The organism is Variovorax sp. GW821-FHT09D04 (genome assembly GCF_059416405.1).
Genome location: NZ_JBWKPA010000003.1, coordinates 805,640 through 827,575 on the forward strand (window position 1 = coordinate 805,640; position 21,936 = coordinate 827,575).

13 protein-coding genes are annotated in these 21,936 nt (G+C 72.0%); 12 read left to right on the plus strand and 1 reads right to left on the minus strand.

What is annotated here, in order from left to right; translation table 11 throughout:
• Positions 1-10: 10 nt before the first annotated feature.
• The 9 genes from gspF to AC07O4_RS14135 all read left to right on the plus strand — a co-directional run bounded on the left by gspF (position 11) and on the right by AC07O4_RS14135 (position 19,857).
• Positions 11-1,216: a type II secretion system inner membrane protein GspF gene (gene gspF, locus AC07O4_RS14095; RefSeq protein WP_495304858.1), complete on the plus strand. Its 1,206-nt coding sequence runs from the start codon at positions 11-13 to the stop codon at positions 1,214-1,216.
• Positions 1,217-1,380: 164 nt separating this feature from the next.
• Entirely contained in the window at positions 1,381-2,604 is a 1,224-nt protein-coding gene (locus AC07O4_RS14100; protein ID WP_495304859.1) for a substrate-binding domain-containing protein, read from the plus strand.
• Positions 2,605-2,837: 233 nt separating this feature from the next.
• Positions 2,838-3,563, plus strand: a complete 726-nt coding sequence (locus AC07O4_RS14105; protein ID WP_495304860.1) for an STN domain-containing protein — start codon at positions 2,838-2,840, stop codon at positions 3,561-3,563.
• Positions 3,560-4,108 carry an RNA polymerase sigma factor gene (locus AC07O4_RS14110; RefSeq protein WP_495304861.1) on the plus strand — a complete coding sequence of 183 codons (549 nt, stop codon included), beginning with the start codon at positions 3,560-3,562 and terminating at the stop codon, positions 4,106-4,108. The genes AC07O4_RS14105 and AC07O4_RS14110 overlap by 4 nt, the downstream gene beginning before the upstream one ends.
• Before the next feature lie 11 nt (positions 4,109-4,119).
• Positions 4,120-5,112, plus strand: a complete 993-nt coding sequence (locus tag AC07O4_RS14115; protein WP_495304862.1) for a FecR family protein — start codon at positions 4,120-4,122, stop codon at positions 5,110-5,112.
• Between the two features lie 68 nt (positions 5,113-5,180).
• Entirely contained in the window at positions 5,181-5,522 is a 342-nt protein-coding gene (locus AC07O4_RS14120; RefSeq protein ID WP_495304863.1) for a FecR/PupR family sigma factor regulator, read from the plus strand.
• A complete protein-coding gene (locus AC07O4_RS14125; protein ID WP_495304864.1) occupies positions 5,513-18,463 on the plus strand; it encodes a putative filamentous hemagglutinin family protein in 12,951 nt (4,316 codons plus the stop codon). The genes AC07O4_RS14120 and AC07O4_RS14125 overlap by 10 nt, the downstream gene beginning before the upstream one ends.
• Before the next feature lie 126 nt (positions 18,464-18,589).
• Positions 18,590-19,225, plus strand: a complete 636-nt coding sequence (locus AC07O4_RS14130; RefSeq protein ID WP_495304865.1) for an RNA polymerase sigma factor — start codon at positions 18,590-18,592, stop codon at positions 19,223-19,225.
• On the plus strand, positions 19,222-19,857 hold the full coding sequence (locus AC07O4_RS14135) for a transposase (RefSeq protein ID WP_447743976.1): 636 nt from the start codon (positions 19,222-19,224) through the stop codon (positions 19,855-19,857). Before AC07O4_RS14130 ends, AC07O4_RS14135 begins: the two co-directional genes overlap by 4 nt.
• 13 nt (positions 19,858-19,870) lie before the next feature.
• Here the strand turns inward: AC07O4_RS14135 and AC07O4_RS14140 are convergent, their stop codons facing one another.
• Positions 19,871-20,302, minus strand: a complete 432-nt coding sequence (locus tag AC07O4_RS14140) for a type II secretion system protein N (RefSeq protein WP_495304866.1) — start codon at positions 20,300-20,302, stop codon at positions 19,871-19,873.
• Positions 20,303-20,461: 159 nt separating this feature from the next.
• Between AC07O4_RS14140 and AC07O4_RS14145 the strand changes: the two genes are divergently transcribed.
• Genes AC07O4_RS14145 through AC07O4_RS14155 form a run of 3 tightly spaced genes read left to right on the plus strand, consistent with a single transcriptional unit; the run spans position 20,462 to position 21,931 of the window.
• Positions 20,462-20,950: a prepilin-type N-terminal cleavage/methylation domain-containing protein gene (locus AC07O4_RS14145; protein ID WP_495304867.1), complete on the plus strand. Its 489-nt coding sequence runs from the start codon at positions 20,462-20,464 to the stop codon at positions 20,948-20,950.
• Positions 20,940-21,305: a type II secretion system minor pseudopilin GspI gene (gspI, locus tag AC07O4_RS14150; protein ID WP_495304868.1), complete on the plus strand. Its 366-nt coding sequence runs from the start codon at positions 20,940-20,942 to the stop codon at positions 21,303-21,305. The genes AC07O4_RS14145 and gspI overlap by 11 nt, the downstream gene beginning before the upstream one ends.
• A complete protein-coding gene (locus AC07O4_RS14155) occupies positions 21,302-21,931 on the plus strand; it encodes a type II secretion system protein GspJ (protein WP_495304869.1) in 630 nt (209 codons plus the stop codon). The genes gspI and AC07O4_RS14155 overlap by 4 nt, the downstream gene beginning before the upstream one ends.
• The last annotated feature ends 5 nt before the right edge of the window (positions 21,932-21,936 follow it).

The following is a 21,936-nucleotide window of genomic DNA, read 5'->3' on the forward strand; positions in this document are numbered from 1 at the left end:
CCGATCCGCCATGGCACGGTTCCAGTACGAAGCGGCGAACTCGGCCGGCGAGGTGCAGCAGGGCAGCGCCGAGGGCGAGTCCGCGCGCTCCGTGCGCGCCCAGCTGCGTGAACGCGGCCTGACGCCACTCGGCATCCGCGAACAGGCGGCCAGCGGCGGCGCGCTGGCCTGGCTGCAACCGAAGCTTGGCGCCGCCGACCTGTGCTGGGCCACGCGCGAACTCGCGAGCCTGCTGGGCGCGCGCCTCACGCTCGAAGCCGCGCTCGTCGCCACCATCGAGCAGGCCGAGCGCCGCCACGTGGCCGAAGCATTGGGCGCGGTCTGCGACGGCGTGCGCGCCGGCCTGCGGCTGGCCGATGCGCTGGGCGAACGGCCGCGCGACTTTCCGCCGATCTACCGCGCACTCGTCAGCGCCGGCGAAGACTCGGGCGACCTCGCACGCGTGATGGAGCGGCTGGCCGACTACCTCGAGAACCGCGACACCCTGCGCGGCAAGGTGCTCACCGCCTTCATCTATCCGGCCATCGTCGGCTTCGTGTCGCTGTGCATCGTGGTCTTCCTGCTGGGCTACGTCGTGCCGCAGGTCATCGGCGCGTTCGCGCAGGCGCGCCAGGAGCTGCCGGCCATCACCCGCGTCATGCTGGCCGCGAGTGCGTTCGTGCGCGAATGGGGCTGGCTCACAGCGGGCGTGTGCGCGGGCGCCGGGTTGCTCGCCCGCGCCGCGCTGCGCGATGCGGGACGGCGCCTGCGCTGGCATGCGCTCGTGCTGCGCCTGCCGCTGGCGGGGCGCTATGCGCTGGGCGTGGACACGGCGCGCTTCGCGTCCACGCTGGCGATCCTCATGGACGCGGGCGTGCCGTTGCTGCGCGGGCTCGAGGCCGCGCGCCAGACCCTGGGCAACGACTGGCTGCGCCGCTGCGTGCTCGAGGCCACGGGCCGCGTGAAGGAGGGCGCGTCGCTCGCGGCGGCGCTGAAGGCACAGAAGATTTTTCCGTCGAACCTCGTGCACCTGGTGGCCAGCGGCGAGAAGACGGGAGCGTTGGCGGCCATGTTCGAGCGCGCGGCGCAGAACCTCTCCCGAGATCTGGAGCGCCGCGCGATGCGCCTGACCACGCTGCTGGAGCCGCTGATGATCCTGGCCATGGGGGGCGTGGTCATGGCCATCGTGCTCGCGGTGCTCATGCCGATCATGGAAATCAACCAGATGGTGCGCTGAATGTTCGGGAGCTTGGCGCACGCCGGCGCCCCGTTTCGCACGCATTCACGGGTGCGTGTTCCCGAGCTTTTTTCGGGTGGCTGTCACCTCGCGAACGCACCATCGATCCTGTCGCTGCACAGGCGACACGAGTCAAATTTTCTGGTCCCTTCAAAGGAGTTTCCATGCGTGCAAAGTTCAAGTCGGTCGCCCTGTCGGCCGTGATGATGGCGGCCCTCGTGGCCGCCGGCGCCGCTTCCGCCCAGATCGCCGTCGGCGGTGGTGCGACCCTGCCCGAAGTGCTCTATGACGACATCCTGCCCAGCGGCGTCGGCTTCACCGACTTCAGCTACACCGGCACCGGCAGCGGCGCCGGCAAGACGGGCTTCGTCAGCAACAGCGCGACCGCCTTCCGCAACGAGTCCGTGAGTGGCACACCGGCCTGGGCCGCCGGTCAGTCGGTGCACTTCGCAGGCAGCGATTCCGCGCTGACCCAGGCGGAGTTCAACACCTATACCGCCAACGCCGCCGGTGCCACCGGCTGGGGCCCGATGATCCAGGTGCCCGCCGTGGCGACCTCGGTGCTCATCCCCTACAAGCGCGCCGGCATCGTCGACCTGAACCTGGCCGACGCCAAGATGTGCGCCATCTTCAGCAACAAGACCGGCGGCCAGACCTGGGGCCAGGTGCGCGGCACGGCCGACACGACGACCGTGAAGGTGGTCTACCGCACCGACAACAGCGGCACCACCGAGCTGCTGAGCCGCTACCTCGTGGCCGCTTGCCCGGGCGCCGGCTTCACGGTGTCGAACAACTTCGCCACGGTGGTGGGCGGTGCGCTCTCGCCGGCCAACGTCATCCCCACGCACTGGGTCGGCGTTGCCGGCAGCAGCGGCGTGTCGGGCGCTTTCGGTACCGACGGCCGCGTGGGCTACCTCAGCCCCGAGCCGAACTACACGGGCGCGAGCAACGCGGTCGTCGCGAAGATCAACAACGTGCTGCCGGTCGCCAGCTCGATCCGCAATGCGCTCGCCAAGCAGGTGCTTCCGAACGGCCCGGCGGCCAACCCGCTGAGCTGGGTGCCTGCCTACGTGATGCCGGCCGCCGGCACCGAGTACCCGATCTTCGGCACCACCAACCTGCTGTTGAACCAGTGCTACAAGGACGCCGCGATCCAGACCAAGGTCAAGAACCTGCTGACGGGCCTGACCGGCACGACGTACGACGCGAAGATCGAAACCGGTCCCAGCTCGCACAACTTCGTGGTGCTCCCGAACGGCACGTCGCCGGGCACGCCGCCGGCCGCCAACAACAACTGGAAGGCCGTCATCGCCGCCAACTTCCTGAACGCTTCCAGCTCGCTGAGCATCGGCTACGCCAGCGTCTGCAACGGCAAGGGCCGTCCGTAAGTTGCTGATCGGTGCGGCCTGAGCGGGCCTTGCCCGTTCACCGACCGGAGGCCCCGTGGAGAGGCTGCGCTTCGGCGTGGCCGATCCCCGGGGCCTCTTCGCTGTTCGCGGCGGAGCAGAACGAATGAATGTCATGCGTGCGTCACCGTCGATCACTACCGTGACCACGGCCTTCCGCAGTCCCGAGGGCGCGGAAGAACGAAGTCACCCAGGAGCCTGTGCGTCCCACCGGTATGAGAGCGAACGCGGCATCGGTCCGTGCCCTGGCACTGATCGGGTGCCTGGCCTGGGGCGTGGGCGTGCAGGCGCAGCAGCCACCCGAGCCAGCCGCCAAGGCGGCATCGGCGGCACGCCGGGCGTTCGACATCGCACCGCAGCGGCTGGGCGATGCGCTCGATGTCTACAGCCGGATGACCGGCCTGGACATCCTGATCGACGGCGAGCATGCGCAGCGGCGGTCGGGCGCGGTGCGCGGCACGCTGAGCGCGGCCGAGGCGCTCGACGCGATGCTGGCCGGCACGGGCATGGAGGCGCGCCATGCGAACGCGGGCTCGGTGGTGATCCGCGAGGCCGCCGCAGGGCCGAAGGAGGCGGGCCTGTCGCCGGAAGCGGCGGGCCTGGAGGGGTCGGGTTTCAACGAAGGGGATGTCTTGCATCAAGCCTATGCCGCACAGGTCCAGCACGCCTTGCGTGGCGCCCTGTGCGATACCACGCAGACGCGGCCGGGCAGCTACCGCCTCGCGCTGCAACTGCACCTGGACGCGCGCGGCGCGGTGGACCGCTTTCGCCTGCTGAGCACCACCGGCGAGCCCGACCGCGATGCCGCGGTGCGGCTCAAGGTGCAGCGGCTGTCGGTCGGCGCACCGCCGCCGCCGTCGCTGCCGCAACCGCTCGTGGTGCTGCTGTTGCCGGAAGGGCCGGGCGCGCGCACCGACTGCACGCCGCCGGTGGCGCCATGAGCGAGAGCCTGGCCTCCACGCTGCGCGCGCGCATGGTCGCGCGCTATGTCGAGCTGCGCGGCAAGCTCGAACGCATCGTCGGTTCGCGCGACGACGCGGCCGACGCGATGCAGGAAACCTGGCTGCGGCTCGCGGCCATGGGCGACGCGGGCACGGTGCACAACGCCGACGCCTACCTGTTGCGCATGGCCGCCAACATCGCGACCGACGGCTACCGCCGCGACAGCGTGCTGCTGGTGCGCGGCGAGATCGATGCGCTCGTTCACCTCGTGGACGAAACGAGCGACCCCGAGCGCATCGCCAGCGCGCGCAGCGACGTGCAGGCGCTGAGCGACGTGCTGGCGCGCATGCCGGCGCGGCGCCGCGAGATCCTCGTGGCCGCGCGGGTCGAGGGGCTGCTCAACAGCGAAATCGCGCTGCGCTTCGAGGTGTCGCTGAGCACCGTCGAGAAAGAACTGCGCGCGGCGCTGGACTATTGCAAGAAGCATTTGCCGGACGTGGACGCGGTGCAGCGCGGCCATTTTTCCGGGCCGAGACACAACTGATGATGAGCGCCATGTCTTCCCCCGATACCGAAACGAGTCTGCTGGAGCGCCAGGCGCGGGCCTGGTGGGCGCGCCTGCATTCGGGCCAGGCCACGCGCGCGGATGCCGACGCCTTCAAGCAGTGGGCGGCGCTGAGTGCCGCGCATGCGCAGGCCTGGCGCGAGCTGATGCGCGTGTGGTCCGCGCTCGATCCGCTGCTGGCTGAAGAGGCTGCACGACAGGCCGATGCCGCACGTTCACGCACGCGGGGTCACCGCTTCTGGCCGGCGCTGTCGAACGCATTGCATTCGCCGGGTCGCCGTGCTTTTCTCGGTGGCGCGGTAGCGGCCTCGGTGACCGCGGGCGTGCTCGCGGTCGATCCGCCGCTGGGCCTGTGGCCGTCGGTCGGCGAGCTGACGGCCGACTACAGCACCGCGACCGGCGAGCAGCGGCAGGTGGCGCTGGGCGAGGGCCTCAGTGTGCGCATGAACACGCAGACGCAGATCAACCGCCTGCAGGGCGCGCGCGGACTGGCGCTGGTCGCCGGCGAAGCCGAGATCGCGACAGCGGGGGAGGCCGAGCTGTTCGTCGAAGCCGGCGGTGGCCGGCTGCAGGCGCGAGGGGCGCGCTTCAACATCCGCCATACGGGGCCCGAGGTCTGCGTGACCTGCCTTGACGGCCGCGTGCTGGTGTCGGTGAACGGGCAGCAGCGTTCGGTCGAGGCGGGCCGGCAGGTGGTGTACGACCCCAGCGGCCTGCACGAGGTGGTGCGCGCCGACCTGGCGAACGTGAGCACCTGGGGCACGGGCGTGCTGTCGTTCGACGGCACGCCGCTGGCCGAGGTCATCGCGGAGATCAACCGCTACCGGCCGGGCCGGATCATCCTGCGCAACGAGGCGCTGGGCCGCGTGGCGGTGCGCATGCAGCTGTCGCTGCGCAGCATCGACAACGCGCTGGCGATGATCCGTGAGCTCTACGGCGCGAAGTTGCGCAGCCTGCCCGGCGGCATCGTGCTGCTGAGCTGAATTTCTGACGCATCGCGAGCAGCCCGCAAAAAGTTTACGGGTTGCATCGCGCAGGCTCGTCATGGGGTATGCAACCGACGCCTCATGACACCCGCCTGAGCGACGAAGCGCTGGCCTGGGTCGTGCGCCTGAACCGCCTGCATGGCAGCGAGGCCGAGGCGCAGGCGCTTGCGGGCTGGTGTGCACGCAGCGCGGCGCATGCGCGGGCCTGGCGCGACGCCTTCGCGCTGTGGCAGTTGCTGTTGCCCGCGGCCTGCCAGACCCGGCCGTTGCCTGCCCCTCGATTCCCGTCGATCGCCCGCGCGGCGAACGACATCCATGTGTCCGCGCGCCGTCCGGGTTCCCGGGCGGCGTTCGACCCCACCGTTTCTCCCTTCGCGCCGTTCCGCTCCCGCTCATCATGGTCCTGAATCCGCACGCCCATTCTTCGCGCCGACGCGCCGTTTCGACCGAGGGCGAGCTGCGCCTCACGCCGCTGGCGCGTGCGCTGACCGTGGCACTGGCCACCGCGGGTGCGCTGGGCGTGGCCCAGGCGCGGCAGGCGTTCAGCCCCGCCTGGTTCGCCGACAAGGGCGCGGCGCAGGCCGGCGCCGTCCAGAGCGGGCGCCTGCCGAACGGCATGCCGGCGTCGAGCCTCACGAACCCGGGGCTGCAACAGCAGCAGGCGAATGCGCAGTTGCAGCGTTCGATCAGCAACCTGAACCTCGCGGCACAGGCTATCGCGGCGCAGCAGGCCGCCCAGGCGGCGGCGCGCGAGGCCGCGCGCAACACACCGTCGTCGGTGCCCGACGGTCTCACCGAAGGCGGCCTCGCGGTCGACACGAACAGCCTCACGGCCGGCTGGCACAACGCCAACAGGCCCGAGCAGACGCCGTCGGCCGACGGCCGCACGCACGTGGCGATCCAGCAGACCGGCGACCGTGCGGTGCTGAACTGGGAGACCTTCAACGTCGGTCGCAACACCACGGTCGAGTTCCGCCAGCAGGCCGACTGGGCCGCGCTCAACCGCGTGAACGACCCGAAGGCGCGGCCCTCGCAGATCCAGGGCCGGATCAAGGCCGACGGCACGGTGCTCATCGCCAACCGCAACGGTGTGGTGTTCAGCGGCACCAGCCAGACCGACACGCGCAACCTGGTGGCGGCCGCCGCGCACATCAGCGACGACCAGTTCAAGGCACGCGGCATCCACAGCGCCCGCGCGGGCGAAGGCTACGCGCCAAGCTTCACCGATGCACAGGGCGCGGTGAAGGTCGAGGCGGGCGCGCAGCTCACCACGCGCACGCCGGCCTCGGTGACACAGGGCGGCGGCTACGTGCTGCTGATGGGCAAGGAGGTGCACAACGCCGGCACCGTCACCACGCCGCGCGGGCAGGCGCAGCTTGCCGCGGGCGACTTCTTCATCGTGCGCCCGGGGCAGGGCACGGCCGAGAACACCTTCTCGACCACGCGCGGCAACGAGGTGGCGCCGCAGTTCCTGCCCGACAGCACGGCGGGGCAGGTGAGCAACACCGGCCTGCTGCGCGCGCCCGAGGGCGACATCACGCTGGCCGGCCGAAAGGTGGTGCAGGACGGCGTGGCGCTGGCCACGACCACGGTCGACACGCGCGGCACGATCCATCTGCTGGCATCGGCCGCCGATGCGAAGAGCAGTGTCACCGTCACCGGGCGCGCGCTGAACGCGGTGCTGCTCGACACACAGGACGGCCGCACGGCGCTCGACAGCCAGCGCAGCGCACTCATCAACGAGTCGGCCAGGCAGGACGTGCTGCGCCGGGGCGCCGCATTGGGCGCGTTCGACAACCTTTCGCAACTCAACGACCGGCGCGACCTGTCGCGCATCGAGATCGTCTCGGGCGGCGGCGTGCTGTTCGAAGGCGCGTCGACCACGCTCGCCACCGGCGGCCAGATCGCGGTGAGCGCGGGCCGCCAGGGCGGGCGCAGCACCGTGGCCGACGGTGCACGGCTCGACGTGTCGGGCGCCGTGGGCGTGCGGGTGGCCATGGCCTCGAACAACGTCGAGATCAACATCCAGGGCAACGAGCAGCGCGACGCACCGCTCAACCGCGACACCACGATGCTCAACAACAGCAACGTGTGGATCGACCGGCGCAAGCTCACGCGCGTGGCCGCGGGCACCGGCGGCTACGACGGCGAGCGCTGGTACACGGCGGGCGGCCTGCTGGAGGTGGGCGGCTACCTGGGCCTGCAGGGCCACGGCATCGGCGAATGGGCGGCGCAGGGCGGCCACGTGGTCTTCACGGGCGCTGAAGTGGTGACGCAGGCAGGCTCGAACATCAACCTCTCGGGCGGCACGCTGGACGTGCAGACCGGCGTCATCCGCCAGAGCTGGCTCAAGGGCCGCGACGGGCGGCTGTACGAGGCGTCGAGCGCGCCGGCCGACATCGTCTACACCGGCGTCTACAAGGGCTTCGAGGACGAACACAAGCGCTGGGGCGACAAGACCACGGGCTACTTCTACAACCCGCTGATCGGCCCGCAGCTGCGGCTCGAAAACGGCTACACGGTGGGCCGCGACGCGGGCCGCCTCGAAGTGGCGACGGGCGCGGCGGTGCTGCGCGGCGACATCACGGCCACTGCCTACCAGGGGCCGGGGCAGGGCACGAAGAGCGACGCGGCACTCGACGGCTACGCGCAGTCGCACGCTACGGCGGCCCGCGCGGGCCAACTCACGCTCGGCAACGACCAGATCCTCGGCTTCAACGACGACCCCGCGAAGGGCGCGGTGGGCATCTTCCGCCAGCTGGTGCCGACGCTCGATCGCATCGTGTTCGCGGACGGTGGGGCGGGCGCCGACACGGCCAGGCTCGGGGCCGGCGACCCGCTGCCCGCCGCCGACAAGGAGGCGCTGCGCCTGGACAGCCGGCAGCTCAGCGGCTTCGGCCTGGGCGCGCTCGTGGCCGTGGCCGGCAAGGAGATCGCGGTGGACGGCGCGCTGGGCGTGGCACCGGGCGGGCGCATCGCGCTGCACGCGACGACGGTGGCGGTGCGCGGCGACCTGACGGCGCGCGGCGGCCAGATCATGTTGGGCAACGTGGTGCGCAGCGCCACCAACGTGGGGGGACCGGGCGAGGTCAGCGTGCCGCTGGCCGAGGGCACGCCGCCCGAGGCCATCGGCGTGCGTGTCGCGCCCGGCGTGATGCTCGATGCGCGCGGGCTGTGGAGCAACCTGCAGATGGACCCGTCGGGCAGCAGCGGCCTGCCGTACCTCGACGGCGGCGCGGTGCGCATCCGCACCACGGGCGCGATCGACCTGGCCGCAGGTTCGCTGATCGATGTGTCGTCGGGCGGCGCGGTGCTGGCCAACGGCAAGACCCGCGGTGGGCGCGGCGGCGATGTGGACCTGCTGGCGGACAGCAACACCTCGGTGGCGACCCACGGCCTGCTGCATGCGGATGGCGACATCCGGGGCTACGGCGTGAGCGGTGGCGGCACCTTGCGGATGGCGTCGGGCACGGGGGTGGTGATCGGCGGCGAAGCGCTCGGCGAGCGCGCGGCCACCGACCTGATCCTGCTGGAGGACTACCAGGTGAAGGCGGGCAGCATCCTGCCGGTTGATTACCACTACCAGCGCACACGGGCGCTTCCGGGAGAAACGCTGGGATCGTCGCCGTTCTTCGATGATGGCGAGAAAGCCGTCACCATCGCAGCGGATTGGACGTTGCCTCGTCCGAAGAGTACGCGAGGCAGTTATGCGATCACGGCCATCGTGAATGGCGCGTCGACGACCTTTCGCTCCTGGGGCACGGACGAAGGCCAGGAGCCTGTCACGGTGCCTGCGGGTGCGAGGATCGTGTGGATGTCCAGCGTCGAGGAGTTTCCTATCTCTTTCGTCGTTCCCGCTGCGGTCTTCCCGAACGGGTTGAGCATCACGGCCCAACCGACGACTGTCCACGCAGGCCAGGTAGCCCCTGCCGACTTCACCATTGCGAGCGGCACCCGGGTGGCGGCCGGCACCGTGTTCAACCGGCCCGTCACGGCCCTCGCGCAGATCGGCATCGACAGCGGCATCCTCCGGTCAGGCTTCTCGCGCTACGACATCAACGGACACCTCGGGCTGGTCGTGGCCGATGGCGCGAAGCTCGATGTGCGCATGCCGGTCTACCGCTTTGCGCCCGATGCGAAGACCGTCGCAGGCGGCAGCGAGCCCGAGCGCGCACTCGCGTTGTGGATGCCGCCGCTGTGGACCGAAGACCCGGTGCGCGGCGTGCTCACGCAGCGCGGCGGCGCGAGCCTGCAGTTGCAGGCGCTCGTGGACAACGGCGTGGCCACGGTGTCGCGGGCGCCGGTCGATGTGCGCCCGGGTGCGGAGATCACGGTCGATGCGGGTCAGTCCATCGGCCTGCGCGGCCGGGAGATCACGGTCGACGGCCTGCTGCGCGCGCCGGGCGGCACCATCAGCGTGGAGGGCAGCGGATTGCCCGGCAGTGGGCAGGCGGGCAGTCCGGGCCAACCCGGGCTGGTGTGGATCGGCGAGCGCGCCATGCTCGACGCCTCGGCGCGGGCCGCGGTGGCCTACGACAACTTCGGGCGGGCCTACGGGCAAGTGCCCGACGGCGGCACGATCCGCATCGGTGGCGCATTCGATTGGGAGCAGACCGGGCTGACCCAGGCGCCCGAAGCCTTCGTCGTCATTCGCCCGGGCGCGCTGCTCGATGCGTCGGGCACGCGTGCCGACCTCGATCCGGGCGCGGGCGGGCCGCGCGGCATGACCTCGCCGGTGCCGGTGGCGAGCAACGGCGGCACCATCGTCCTCTCGTCGAGCCAGGGCCTGTACCTGGACGGCACGCTGCGCGCGGCCGCCGGGGGGACGGGCGCCGCGGGCGGCACGCTGGCGCTGGCGCTCGAGTCGGCGATCTACCCGACCGTGCTCACGACAGGCGAACTCCTGCGTCATCGCGAAATGGTGCTGGCCCAGACGCAGGGCGACAGCCCGCTCGTGGCGGCGACTTCGCGCTTCGACGCACGACAACTCCTGCGCACGGGCACGGGCCGGATCGGTGTCGATCGCATCGAGGCCGGAGGCTTCGACAACCTCTCGCTGCTGGTTCATGGTCCGTTGAGCTTCGATGGCAACGTCGCACTGAACCTGGGACAGAGCCTGCGCCTGTACGCGGCTTCGTACGCGCACAGCGACGCAGCGGCGGCAGGGTCTTCGGTGTCGCTGAGTGCGCCTTATGTCCGGCTGGCGGGGGTGCGCAGGCCGAAGGTCCCCGATGACTCGACCATGCCCGAGGCCGGCTGGGCGCAAGGACCGTCCACGCAGGTGCCCGACGGCACCTTCGCGGTCGCCGGCGACCTGATCGACGTGCGCGACCGCGTTGGCTTCGGTGCACGAGCGACAGTCGAGTTGCGCACCTCGAACTACGCGATGGACCGGCGCGGATTCGCAGCCGTCGAACTCACGAGCCGCGGCGACATCCGTCTTCTGGGCGGCATGGGGAGCGAGGGGCTCACCGACATCACGACGGAGCTGGCAACCGCCGGCAACCTGGCATTGACCGCCGCGCAGGTGTACCCGGCCACGGATGCCAGTGCCCGGATCCTGGCAGGCGTGATGCCACGGGACCCGGCTTCCGGCGAGACGCCGCGCTACGCCGAGGGCAGCGTGCTGGCGATCCGCCGCCACGGTGACGGCGAGGTCGCGACGCCGTACTCGGCGTTCGGCAGCCTGCGGCTCGGCGCCGAGACCATCGAGCAGGGGGGCATCCTGCGTGCCCCGCTGGGACGCCTTCAACTGGGCTCCAGCTTCACAGGCGAGGTGGCTGAGCGGGTGACGCTGCTGGCGGGCAGCGAAACCTCGGTGAGCGGTGCGGGACTGCAGATGCCCTATGGCGGCACGGTCGACGGCCTGAGTTATCGCTACGGCGGACAGTCCGTGACGCCGGTCGGCGCGGGCGGAATGGAAGGCTCTGCGGCCGTCCGGCGCGGCATCGGCTTCAACGCCCGCCATGTCGACGCGCAGGCCGCTTCGCTGCTCGACCTGTCGGGTGGCGGCACGCTGTCGGGCGCGGGCTTCGCCACCGGTCGGGGCGGCTCGGTCGACGTGCTGGCCACGCCGCTCGCGAACGCGAACCCCTTCAACGGCTACAGCGACCGCCGCAGCGGCGTGTATGCCATCGTGCCCGGCAGCGCGGCCCGCTATGCGCCCGTGGCGCCCGAGCCCGGCTTCGGCGCACCGGGGGTGGGGCAGCAGGTCACCCTTCCGGCCGGCGTGCCGGGCCTGCCGGCCGGCACCTACACGCTGATGCCCTCGACCTATGCGCTGCTCCCCGGCGCCTTCCGCGTCGAGGTCGGCGCGGGCGACCGCATCGGCCTTTCGGGCGTGACCGGCGTGGGCAACGGCTCGTATGTCGCGCCCGGCTACCTGGGCGTGGCCCACACCGCAATCCGCGAGGCGCTGCCGAACCGCCTGGTGCTCACGCCCGGTACGCAGGTCCGTGCGCATTCGAGCTACCGCGAGACCGACTACAACACGTTCATGCGCGCGGACGCGGCGCGCCAGGGTTTTGCGCGCGGGATGCTCACGGTCGATGCGAAGACGCTGGACATCTTCCTGGCCAAGCCCACCGACACCGACACGAACCGCCTGGGTTTCACCTTCGACGGCCAGGTGCGCCTGGATGCGGCGCCCGGCACCGACGGCTTCGGCGGCACGGTGAACGTGCGCGGCCTGGGCGAGGTGCTGGCGGCGGGGCAGACGGCCGCCACCGGCCTGGCCGGTGCGTCGGTGCAGGCCGACGAACTCAGCAAGCTGCATGCACCACGGTTGGTGCTCAATGGCGGCATCTTCGTCGAGTACGGCCAGAAAGGACGACTGGCCACGATCGGCGGCGACGGCAGCCTGGTGGTGCGCAGCGGCGCGCGCCTGTCGGCGGGCGACATCGTGCTGGCGAGCAGTCCCGGCTTCGTGGGCGAGCAGCAGATCGTCATCGAGGAAGGCGCCTCGCTCAGCACCCTGGGCCAGAAGGCCTCGGGTTTCGACTCGAGCGCGGGCTATGTGTTCACGGGCACCTCGGTGCTTGCGTTGTCGAACGGCTGGTTGAACTTGCAGTTGGGCGCGTCGTCGCCCGATGTGCCGTATTCCGTCGGCATCCACGTCGGCCAGTGCGTGACGAGCTCGTGCAGCGGCACCACGCAGCTGGTGTCCGAGGGCACGCTGGCCATCGCCACGAACGGTGCGCTGACGCTGGCCGACAACGTGTCCTACGGCACGCGCAACCTGTCGCTCGCGGTGGCGGCGGTCAACCTCGGCGAGGACGCCGCCATTGCGGCGGCAGGTGCCAACGGCCGCCTGCCGCTGGGCTTGGCGCTGAACCAGGCGCGGCTGGACCGCCTGCTGGCGGGCAACACGGCCATCGGTGCGCCGGCGCTGGAGACCCTGATCCTCAACGCGCGCGACGCCGTGAACATCTTCGGCGCCGTGAAGCTCGACGCCAGCGGCCTCGACCGGCTGGTGTTCGGCACGCCGGCGATCCACGGCTACGGCGCGGCGGGTGATGTGGCCGCGATCCGGGCGGGCGAGTTCGTCTGGTCCGGCTCCGACGCCGTGCCCGGCGCGGCCATGGCCGACCTGCTAGGCGCAGGCACGCTCGAGATCGGCGCCCGCACCATCGTGCTGGGCCACGGCCCGTATGCACAGCCCAGCGGCCAGGCCACCGATGCGCGCCTGGCGCTGGGCTTTGCCGACGTGAAGCTGAACGCCAGCGAGCGTGTCACTTCGAGCGGTCGCGGCACGCTCGCGGTGCACCAGCGCCAGGGCGCCTACACGCCGGGCGAGGGCTATGCCTACGAAGGCGGCAACCTCGCGGTGGTGGCGCCGGTGCTCACGGGGCAGGCGGCCTCGACGATGCGGATCACCGCGGGCGGCGACATCACCGTGGCCGTGCCCGAAGGCGTGGCACCGGGCACGAGCGACGCGCTGGGCGCGACACTGGAACTCAGGGGGAAGCGCGTCGGGCTGGAGGGCAGCATCGTGCTGCCCTCCGGCCGGCTGGTGCTGGTGGCGACCGACAACGTCACGCTCGGCACGGCCTCGCGCATCGACCTGTCGGGTCGCACCGTGACGCTGTTCGACGTGGCGAAGGACAGCGCCGGCGGCGAGCTGCTGATGACCAGCGCGGCCGGCCACATCACGCAGGCGGCGGGCGGCCTCATCGATGTGTCGGCGCGCCGCCAGCGCGGCGGCACGATCGAGGCCGTGGCGCTGGGCGAGGGCGCCGGCCATGTCGCGCTGGACGGCGCGCTGCGCGGCGCCACCAGCGGCAGCTACGACGCGGGCGGCACCCTGGTGCCCTACGACGCAGGCGAGCTGACCGTGCGCGCCCGGACCCTGTCCGACTTCGCGGGCCTGAACCAGCGGCTCAACGACGGCGGCGTGTTCGGCGCGCGGCGCTTCCAGATCAAGCAGGGCGACCTCGTGGTGGGCGACGGCGTGAAGGCGCGCGAGGTGTCCATCGCGCTGGACGGCGGCAGCCTGCGCGTGGACGGGCGCATCGACGCGAGCGGCGTGCAGGTCGGCACCATCCGGCTGGCCGCGGCGGGCGACCTGCGCGTGAACGGCACGCTCGACGCGCACGGCACGGGCCTGCGCGTGGACAGCGCGGGCCGCATCATCGACAGCCCGAACCGCGCCGCGGTCGACCTCACGAGCCGTGACGGCACGCTCACGCTGGGCAGTGGCGCACGCATCGACCTGCGCGCCGGCACCGACGTGCCGGTGGGCACCCGCGCCGGGCAGAACGACGGCCGCGCGCGCGGCACGCTCGACCTCAATGCGCCGCGCCTCGGCGCGGACGACGTGGCCGTGGCGGTCGAGGGCACGCCGGTCATCACGGGCGCGAAGACCGTCGCAGTGAATGCCTTCCGCACCTACGACGACGCGCCGCTGGCGCCGACGCCCGACGTGACGGGCCACAGGCCCCAACTGATCACGCAGAAATTCCTCGACGAGATCGACGGCCACAGCGTCGCCTTCATCGACAAGGCGCTGGTCAATGCCTCGCTGTCGGCACGCCTCGCAGGCCTGGGCAGCTACCACCTGCGCCCGGGCGTGGAGATCGTGAGCGACCGGCTGAACAACCCGAACGGCGACCTCACGGTGGACGGCGACCTCGACCTCTCGGGCTACCGCTACGGCCCCGCGGCCCACCGCGGCGATCCGGCGCGGCGCGGCTTCGGCGAGCCCGGCAAGCTGGTGATCCGCGCGGCCGGCGCACTCAACGTGCATGGCAGCATCAACGACGGCTTCGCGCCACCGCCGGCCACGCCGGACGATGTGGGCTGGATGCTCGCCGAAGGGCGTTACGCCGGCGGCGCCGTCGTCGTGCCCATCGACGGCGTGACGCTCGACACCGGCACCCGCTTCCCCGCGGGCGCCACCCTCAACTACAGCGTGGCCGTGAACCCCACCACGCTGCCCGCCGGCACGGTGCTGCCCGTGGACGCGGTGCTGCAAGCGCCGTGGAGCCTGCCGGCCGGCACCGTGGTCGCGGCCAACATCTACCGCCCCGACGGTTCGCTGGCCCATGCCGCCGGCTCGGTGCTGGCCACGGCCGTGACGCTGCCGCCCCAGACGCGGCTGGGCGCCGGCACCGCGCTGCGCTCGCCGGCCTCGGTGGGCGCACTGACCTGGCCCAAGGGCGTGGAGCTGCCGGTGGAGATGACCATGGCCGGCCCGCTGCAACTCGCGCGCGGTGCGCTGATTCCGTCGAACACCTCGCTGGAACTGCCCGGCAACACGCCGGTGCAACTGCGGCCCACGGCCGATGGCGTGCAGGGGCGCAACTGGGCGATCGCCCCGATGCTGGGTGAAGGCGCCACCTCGTGGGACCTGCAGCTGGTGGCGGGCGCCGACCTCGGCGCGGCCGACCGCCGGGCAACGCGACCGGATTCGCGCGCGGCATTGCAGCTGGCCGACGCACACAGCGTGCTGAAATTCACGATCGAAATGGGTCCCGGCAACGGTCCGCTGGTCTGGGCCCCGGGCAACTGGCTGGGTCGCCCGCCCGGCACACCGGTCGAGCCCGACGACCTGTGGTGGTGCGACATCGGCCCCGGCCTCTGCGTGCCCGGCGGTGGCCAGGAACGGGCTGTCGGCGCGCCGAACACGCCCGCCTTCAGCGTGCTGCGCACCGGCACCGGCGACCTCGAGTTGCTGGCAGCCGGCGACCTGCGGATGCGTTCGCCCTTCGGCGTGTACACGGCCGGCACGGCCACCGCGACCGAGGCGGGCCACAACCGCCCACGCGGCAGCGGCGCCGACGGCCTGCTGGGGCCGCAGTCGCCGCTGACCGACTACAACGGCGCGCTCTCGGCCTACCGCGCGTGGTACCCCGACCAGGGCGGCAACCTGCTGATCGCAGCCGGCGGCGATCTCGTGGGTCACATCGTCTCCGAAGAACGCTCGAGCGTGCTGGCTGGCAACTGGCTCTGGCGGCAAGGCTCGGGCACGGCGGGCATCGACAGCCCGATCCCGAGCGCATGGTGGATCAACTTCGGCGCCTACGTCGGCGGCATCGCCATGCCCGGCACGTTCACACCGCCGACGCTGGCCGGCTTCACCGGTTTCGGCACGCTGGGCGGCGGCAACCTGAGCGTGCGTGTCGCTGGAGATGCAGGGGCCATCGCACCGCGCACGCCGCAGCCACTGGTGAACTCGCAGGACAGACCCAGCAGCGGCGGGCTCGTGCTTGCCGTGGCGAGCACCGGCCGCGTCGGCGCGGACGGTGCGCTGACCCTCACAGGCGGCGGCGACATCGACATGCGCGTGGCCGGCGCCCTGAACCCGCACCGCGCGCTCAACGGGGCCGCGGAGAACCTCGTGCTGACCGGCGCCATCGCCAACCTGCGCGGCAGCACCGACGTGCGCGCGGCGTCGATCGGCAGCCTGGGCCTGCAATACCTGTCGAGCAACTTCAACCTGAGCGACCCGATCGACACACGCGCCATCGATCCCTTCAACCCGACCTTCGCCGACGCGCGCGGTGGCATCAATCTGCTGCCGGGCGACGCGACGATGCGCCTGAGCACGCGCGGCGACCTGGTGCTCGGTGCCGCGGCCGACCCCGGGCGCGTTCCGACGCCGAACACTTCGGCCTTCAGCGTCGGCGGCACCGGCTACGACGGAGGCGGGCAGGGCTGGTTCAGCCTGTGGAGCGATCGCAGCGCGATCGACCTGCTGTCGGCGGGTGGGCACCTGACGCCCGTGATGGCACGCCGGGACAGCGCCGACTCGACACTGAAGACGACTTCACCCGACGCATGGATCGTCTATCCGGGCATCTTTCACGCCGCCGCGTTGACGGGGAACATCTACGCCGGCTATGCGGCGCTGCCGCAAGCACGGTACTACCCTGTGGCACTGAGCTACGGGCTGACCCTGGCGCCTTCCGCACGCGGCGAATTCGAGATGCTGTCGGGCGGTTCGATCTACGCGGGCCAACTCGGCATGGGCATGTCGGGCACCGGCACGCCGCTGCCGACGCCGTTCAATCCGGCGTTTTTTGCCGAGTTCGACGCGCAGGGGGTGAAGCAGTTCGTCACCAACGCCTCGCCCACGGGGACGGCCATTTCCGGCTCCCAGTTCTTCGGGCCTTCGCTGTTCGCTTTCGGCCCGAACACGGCAGCGCAGCCGCTGGCCCGTGACGCCGCTGCGCCGCCCGTTCGCTTCTATGCGGCCAGCGGCGACATCGTCGGCCTGCGCACCGGCGAGACGCTGACCCTGCCCGACGGCAGCGCGACCTGGTACCACGCCGCGGGCCCGATCTGGATCAAGGCCGGCCGGGACATCGTCAACACCGGCGATGCGCCGGGCACGTTCTGGGTGGAGCGTCCGAGCGAGCTCCAGAGCACAGCCTCACGCGGCAACCTCATCGTCCACCAGCAGCCCTCCGACGTCTCGGTGATCTCCGCCGGCCGCGACATCCTCTATGCCAACGTCGACATCGCCGGCCCCGGCACGCTCGAGGTCTCGGCGGGCCGGCACCTGCGGCAGGAAGACCGCGGCGGCATCACCTCGATCGGCCCCATCGTGCCCGACGACACGCGGCCCGGCGCCTCGGTGGCGCTCATGGCCGGCGTGGGCGCGCAAGCGGCGACGCAGGGGCTGGACATGGCGCCGGTCCGCGCGCGCTACCTCGACCCCTCGAACCGCGCCGAAACCGGCACGCCGCTGGCGCAACAGCCGGGCAAGGCCGCGAAGACCTACGAGGTGGAACTGGCCGCCTGGCTGAAGGCGCGCTACGGCTTCGACGCCGACACCACCGCGCATGCGCTCGCGTACTTCGACGCATTGGCCCCGGCGCAGCAGCGCATCTTCTTGCGCGAGGTGTACTACGCCGAGCTGCGCGAAGGCGGGCGCGAGTACAACGACGCGGACGGTCCGCGCCAGGGCAGCTACCTGCGCGGGCGCGAGATGATCGCCACGCTGTTCCCGATGCGCGCGGCGCTCGACGGCGACATCACCATGTTCGGCGGCTCGGGCGTGCGCACCCAGTTCGGCGGCGACATCGACATGCTCGCGCCGGGCGGCAGCATCATCCTGGGCGTGCAGGGCGCGGTGCCGCCGGCCACCTCGGGCGTGCTGACGCAGGGGCAGGGCAACATCCGCTTCTTCAGCGAGGGCAGCCTGCTGCTCGGGCTGTCGCGCATCATGACCACCTTCGGCGGCGACATCCTCGCGTGGTCGGAGAAGGGCGACATCAACGCCGGGCGCGGCGCCAAGACCACGGTGGTGTTCACGCCGCCCAAGCGGGTGTACGACAACGTCGGCAACGTCGAGGTGTCGCCGCAGGCCCCGAGCTCGGGCGCGGGCATCGCGACGCTGGCGCCCATCGCCGAAGTGCCGCCGGGCGACGTCGACCTGATCGCGCCGTTGGGCACCATCGACGCGGGCGAGGCGGGCATCCGCGTGTCGGGCAACGTCAACGTGGCCGCGCTGCAGGTGGTAAACGCCGCCAACATCCAGGTCAAGGGCGAATCGGCCGGCCTGCCGGTGGTGGCCTCGGTGAACGTGGGCGCGCTGACCAACGCCAGCGCCGCGGCCTCGCAGGCCAACATGGCGGCGCAGGACGTGATGCAGCGCGAACGCGCGGCGGCGCGCCAGGCGCTGCCGTCGGTGTTCACGGTGCGCGTGCTGGGCTTCGGCAACGAGCCGGTCAGTGGAACCGGAAGCAACGGTGCACAGGCGCCGGCCGACAGCGCCAAGGCCGCCACGACCGCCGCCAGCTACAACCCGCGCAGCGTGATCCGCGTGCTCGGCGGCGGTGGCAGCCTGCCGCCGACGATGAGCCGGCAACTGACGGACGAGGAGCGCGCCAACCTGCAACGCTGAACGCCCCGTCGAGCCCGCGCCCCGGCCGACGGGCGCCCGTGTTCCTTCCCTTGTTGTCCCAGGCCTGGCCGCTGCCGCCACCGGAGAGTCCGGGGGCGGCGCGGCGGGCGCTCAGCGAAACCGACCATGACTCCCCATCCTCACGCCTTGCGACGCGCCCCGGACCGGTTCTCCTCGATGCGGCCTTCGGTCTGGCGCCTGATCGACGACCGGGTTGCGCTGCCCGCGCTGCGTCCGGCCCCACGGCCGGTGGCGGCGCCGACGCCGGGTGTCCAGCTGCAGCAGCACCTCGTGGCGCAGTACGCGCCGCTGCACCGGCGCCTCGAACGGCAGCTCGGCTGCGCGGACCTGGCCAGCGAATGCCTGCACGAGGCCTGGCTGCGGCTGGGCGAATGCACGCTGCAGGAGGTGCCCGCCAACCCCGACGCCTACGTGTACCGCGTGGCGTCCAACCTCGCGATGGACCGCATCCGCGCACGCAAGCGCTGGCAGGGCGTGAGCGCGGAAGGCGCCGACCTCGAGGCGATGGCCGACCCGCGCCCCGGTCCGGCGCAGATCGCGCAGGCGCGCTCGGACGTCGCCGCCGTCGACCGCGCCATGGCGCGCCTGCCGCAGCGCCATCGTTCGGTGCTGCTGGCGCTGCGCTGGCACGAGATGTCGCGCCAGGAGGTGGCCCGGCGCCAGGGCACGACGGCGCGGCGGGTCGACACCACGCTGCGGCAGGCGCTGGCCGAATTGCGCCGCGACGGCGCGGCAACGTGAAGGGAGCGAACGAGATGAAGTGGATGTCGCCGTTGCGGGTCACCATGCAGGAGCTCGACGCCCGGCTCTCGAAGATCGTCGAGCGCGCGCGCGAAGGCCCGGTGGCGGTCAACCGCTACGGCTCGCCCTGGGTCTGGATCGTGAGCCACCAGGCCTGGGTGCAGGCCGACAACCTGCGCGCGCTGGTGCCGCAGAGCCATCCGCTGGTGGCGCTGCGCGACCAGGTGGAAGACACGCTGCGCTGCGAACGCACGCTGCTGGCCGAGCTGGAGCGTCAGCACGGCGGCACGGTCGATGCCGCGACGCTGTTCAAGAGCTTGATGCTGCAGATCATCTATTCGCTCGAGGACGCGCAGAAGGTGCACGAGAGCTTGGCCTACAACATGCTCTTTCGCTGGTTCGTGGGCTTCGAGCGCTTTGCCGACGAGCTGCCCGCGCGCGCGGCCTTCGCGCGCGAGCTCGAAGCCTTCGGCGGCGATCCGCGTGCGGTGCGCGTGGTGACACGGGCGCTGTCGGGCGCCTTCCTGCCGGAGTCGGGCGACGGCGACTTCCGCGTCAACCGCGGGCTGCTGCACGCGCTGTCGAACTGGGCCTCGGCGCCGGATGCGCGCCCGCGCGAAACGGCGCCCTGAGCGCCGCAAAGGTTCAGGGCGCGGCGCGCACGATGCCGGGCGCCGTGGGCAGCACCGGCGCGGCGATGCGCAGCGAAGTGCCGGCCTTGTCGACCGTCACCGCGTCGGCCTCGATGCCCGCGAGCGTGAGCGCGCGGCCCAGCGCATCGCCGACCCGGTAGGACTGCAGCGCGCCGTCGTTCACCGACAGCACGGCCACACCGGCCTGGCCCGCGCCCTTGATCAACCCCTTGACCGCGATGTTCGCGCGGACCTCGCCGGGCCCGAACCAGGCGGCGAGCGCATCGGCCGTGGGATCGGCGACAGCGGCTTGCGCGGGCGCGGTTCGCACTTGCGGGGCAGAAGGTGTGAGCAGCCGGCCCCAGGTCACGACACCGGCCACGACCAGCGACAGGCCCGCGGCATGAACGAGAAGGCGGGCGGAAGGTGGCGTGAAGGGGCGCATGGTGAGGGGCGGTCAGCGGGCCGCGAGGGCGGCGGGCACCCCCTGTGTCTATCACGCGGGCGTTGGGGTTTCGTGTCAGCGCTGCGTTTCATCGCGGCATCACGCAGCCTGCCTAGCATCGGCCGCATGGCGTGTTTCCACAACGGGATGACGAGCGGCATGCGACCACGCGCAGGCGGGGAGGGCGGCTTCTCGTTGATCGAACTCATGATCGTGCTGGTCATCGTCGGCATCGCCACCGCCGCGATCAGCCTGGGCATCGCGCCCGACCCCGCGCAGGAACTGCGGCGCGACGCGCGCGAGTTGGCGCGGCACCTGGCCGTGGCGCAGAACGAGGTGCGCGTGGACGGCCGCACGATCGCCTGGCAGGCCGATGCCGAGGGCTACCGCTTTGCGCGCGGCACCTGGGTGCAGCGCGGCGGCAGCGCGATCCCGCAGGTGACCACGCTCGGCGCGCTCGACACCTTCGCGGCGGACGACGAGCTGCGTCCGCGCGGCTGGCGCGTGGGGCCGGTCGAGGTCGTGCCGGCCGGGCCGGTCGTGCTCACGTCGGAGCCTGTGGGCGCGAGCTGGCAGCGCGAACTGCGGCATGGTGCGGCCACGGTGACGGTGACGCGGGATGCGTCCGGGGCGTTTCATGTGCGCTAAGAACCGCGGCTTCACGCTGATCGAAATCTTGATTGCGCTCACCATCGTGAGCATCGCGCTGGCCGCGATCGTGCGCGCCTCGAGCCTCACCATCGGCAACCTCGGCCTGCTGGAGCGGCAGTCGCTGGCGATGCTGTCGGCGGGCAACCAGCTGGCGGAACTGCAGCTGGGCGGCGCGCCCACCACGCCGGGCGTGTCGCGCAGCGACTGCCCGCAGGGCGGCATCCGCTTCGTCTGCCGGCTGGAGGTGGGGACCGTGGTCGATGGCTTGCGGCCCGTGCGCGTGCAGGTCTACGCGGCCGACGACGAAGACCGGCTGCTGGCCACGCTGCACACGCGCAGCGCACCGCCATGAGGCCGATGCAGCGCGGCTTCACGCTGGTCGAGGTGATGATCGCCATCGCGCTCATGGCCGTGCTCGCTGTGATGTCCTGGCGCGGCCTGGACAGCGTGAGCCGCGCGAACGACCAGCTCGAAGACCGCACCGAGCGCGTGGCCCGGCTGCTGCGCGTGCTGGACCAGTTCGAGCGCGACGTGGCCTTGCGCGCGACCACCGAGCTGCCGGCGCCGGCGGCTGCATCGGCGAATCCTTCGGCCGCCGCGCCGCTGCTGCCGGTGGCGATGCAGGCGCGCCAGCCGAACGGCGCGCCGTTCGTGGTCGAGATCGTGCGCACCGCACCGGCCGCGCCCGGGCAGTGGCAGCGCGTGCAATGGTGGGTGCGCGGCGATGTGCTCTACCGCGCGGCGGGGCCCGTGTCGGCCGTGTTTCCGCTGCAGGCGCCCGAGCCTGCGGACCGGGTGGCGGTGCTCGACGGTGTCGCCACCTTCCAGCTGCGCGCCTGGGAACCCGGCCTGGGCTGGCGCCGCCTGCCGGGCGTGGCGCCGGCGCGCGCGCCGGCCACCGGGGTGGAGCTGCTGCTGGCGGTGTCGGCGGGCAACGACTCGGCGCCGCGGTCGTTCCGGCGCGTGTCGGCGTTCTAAACTGC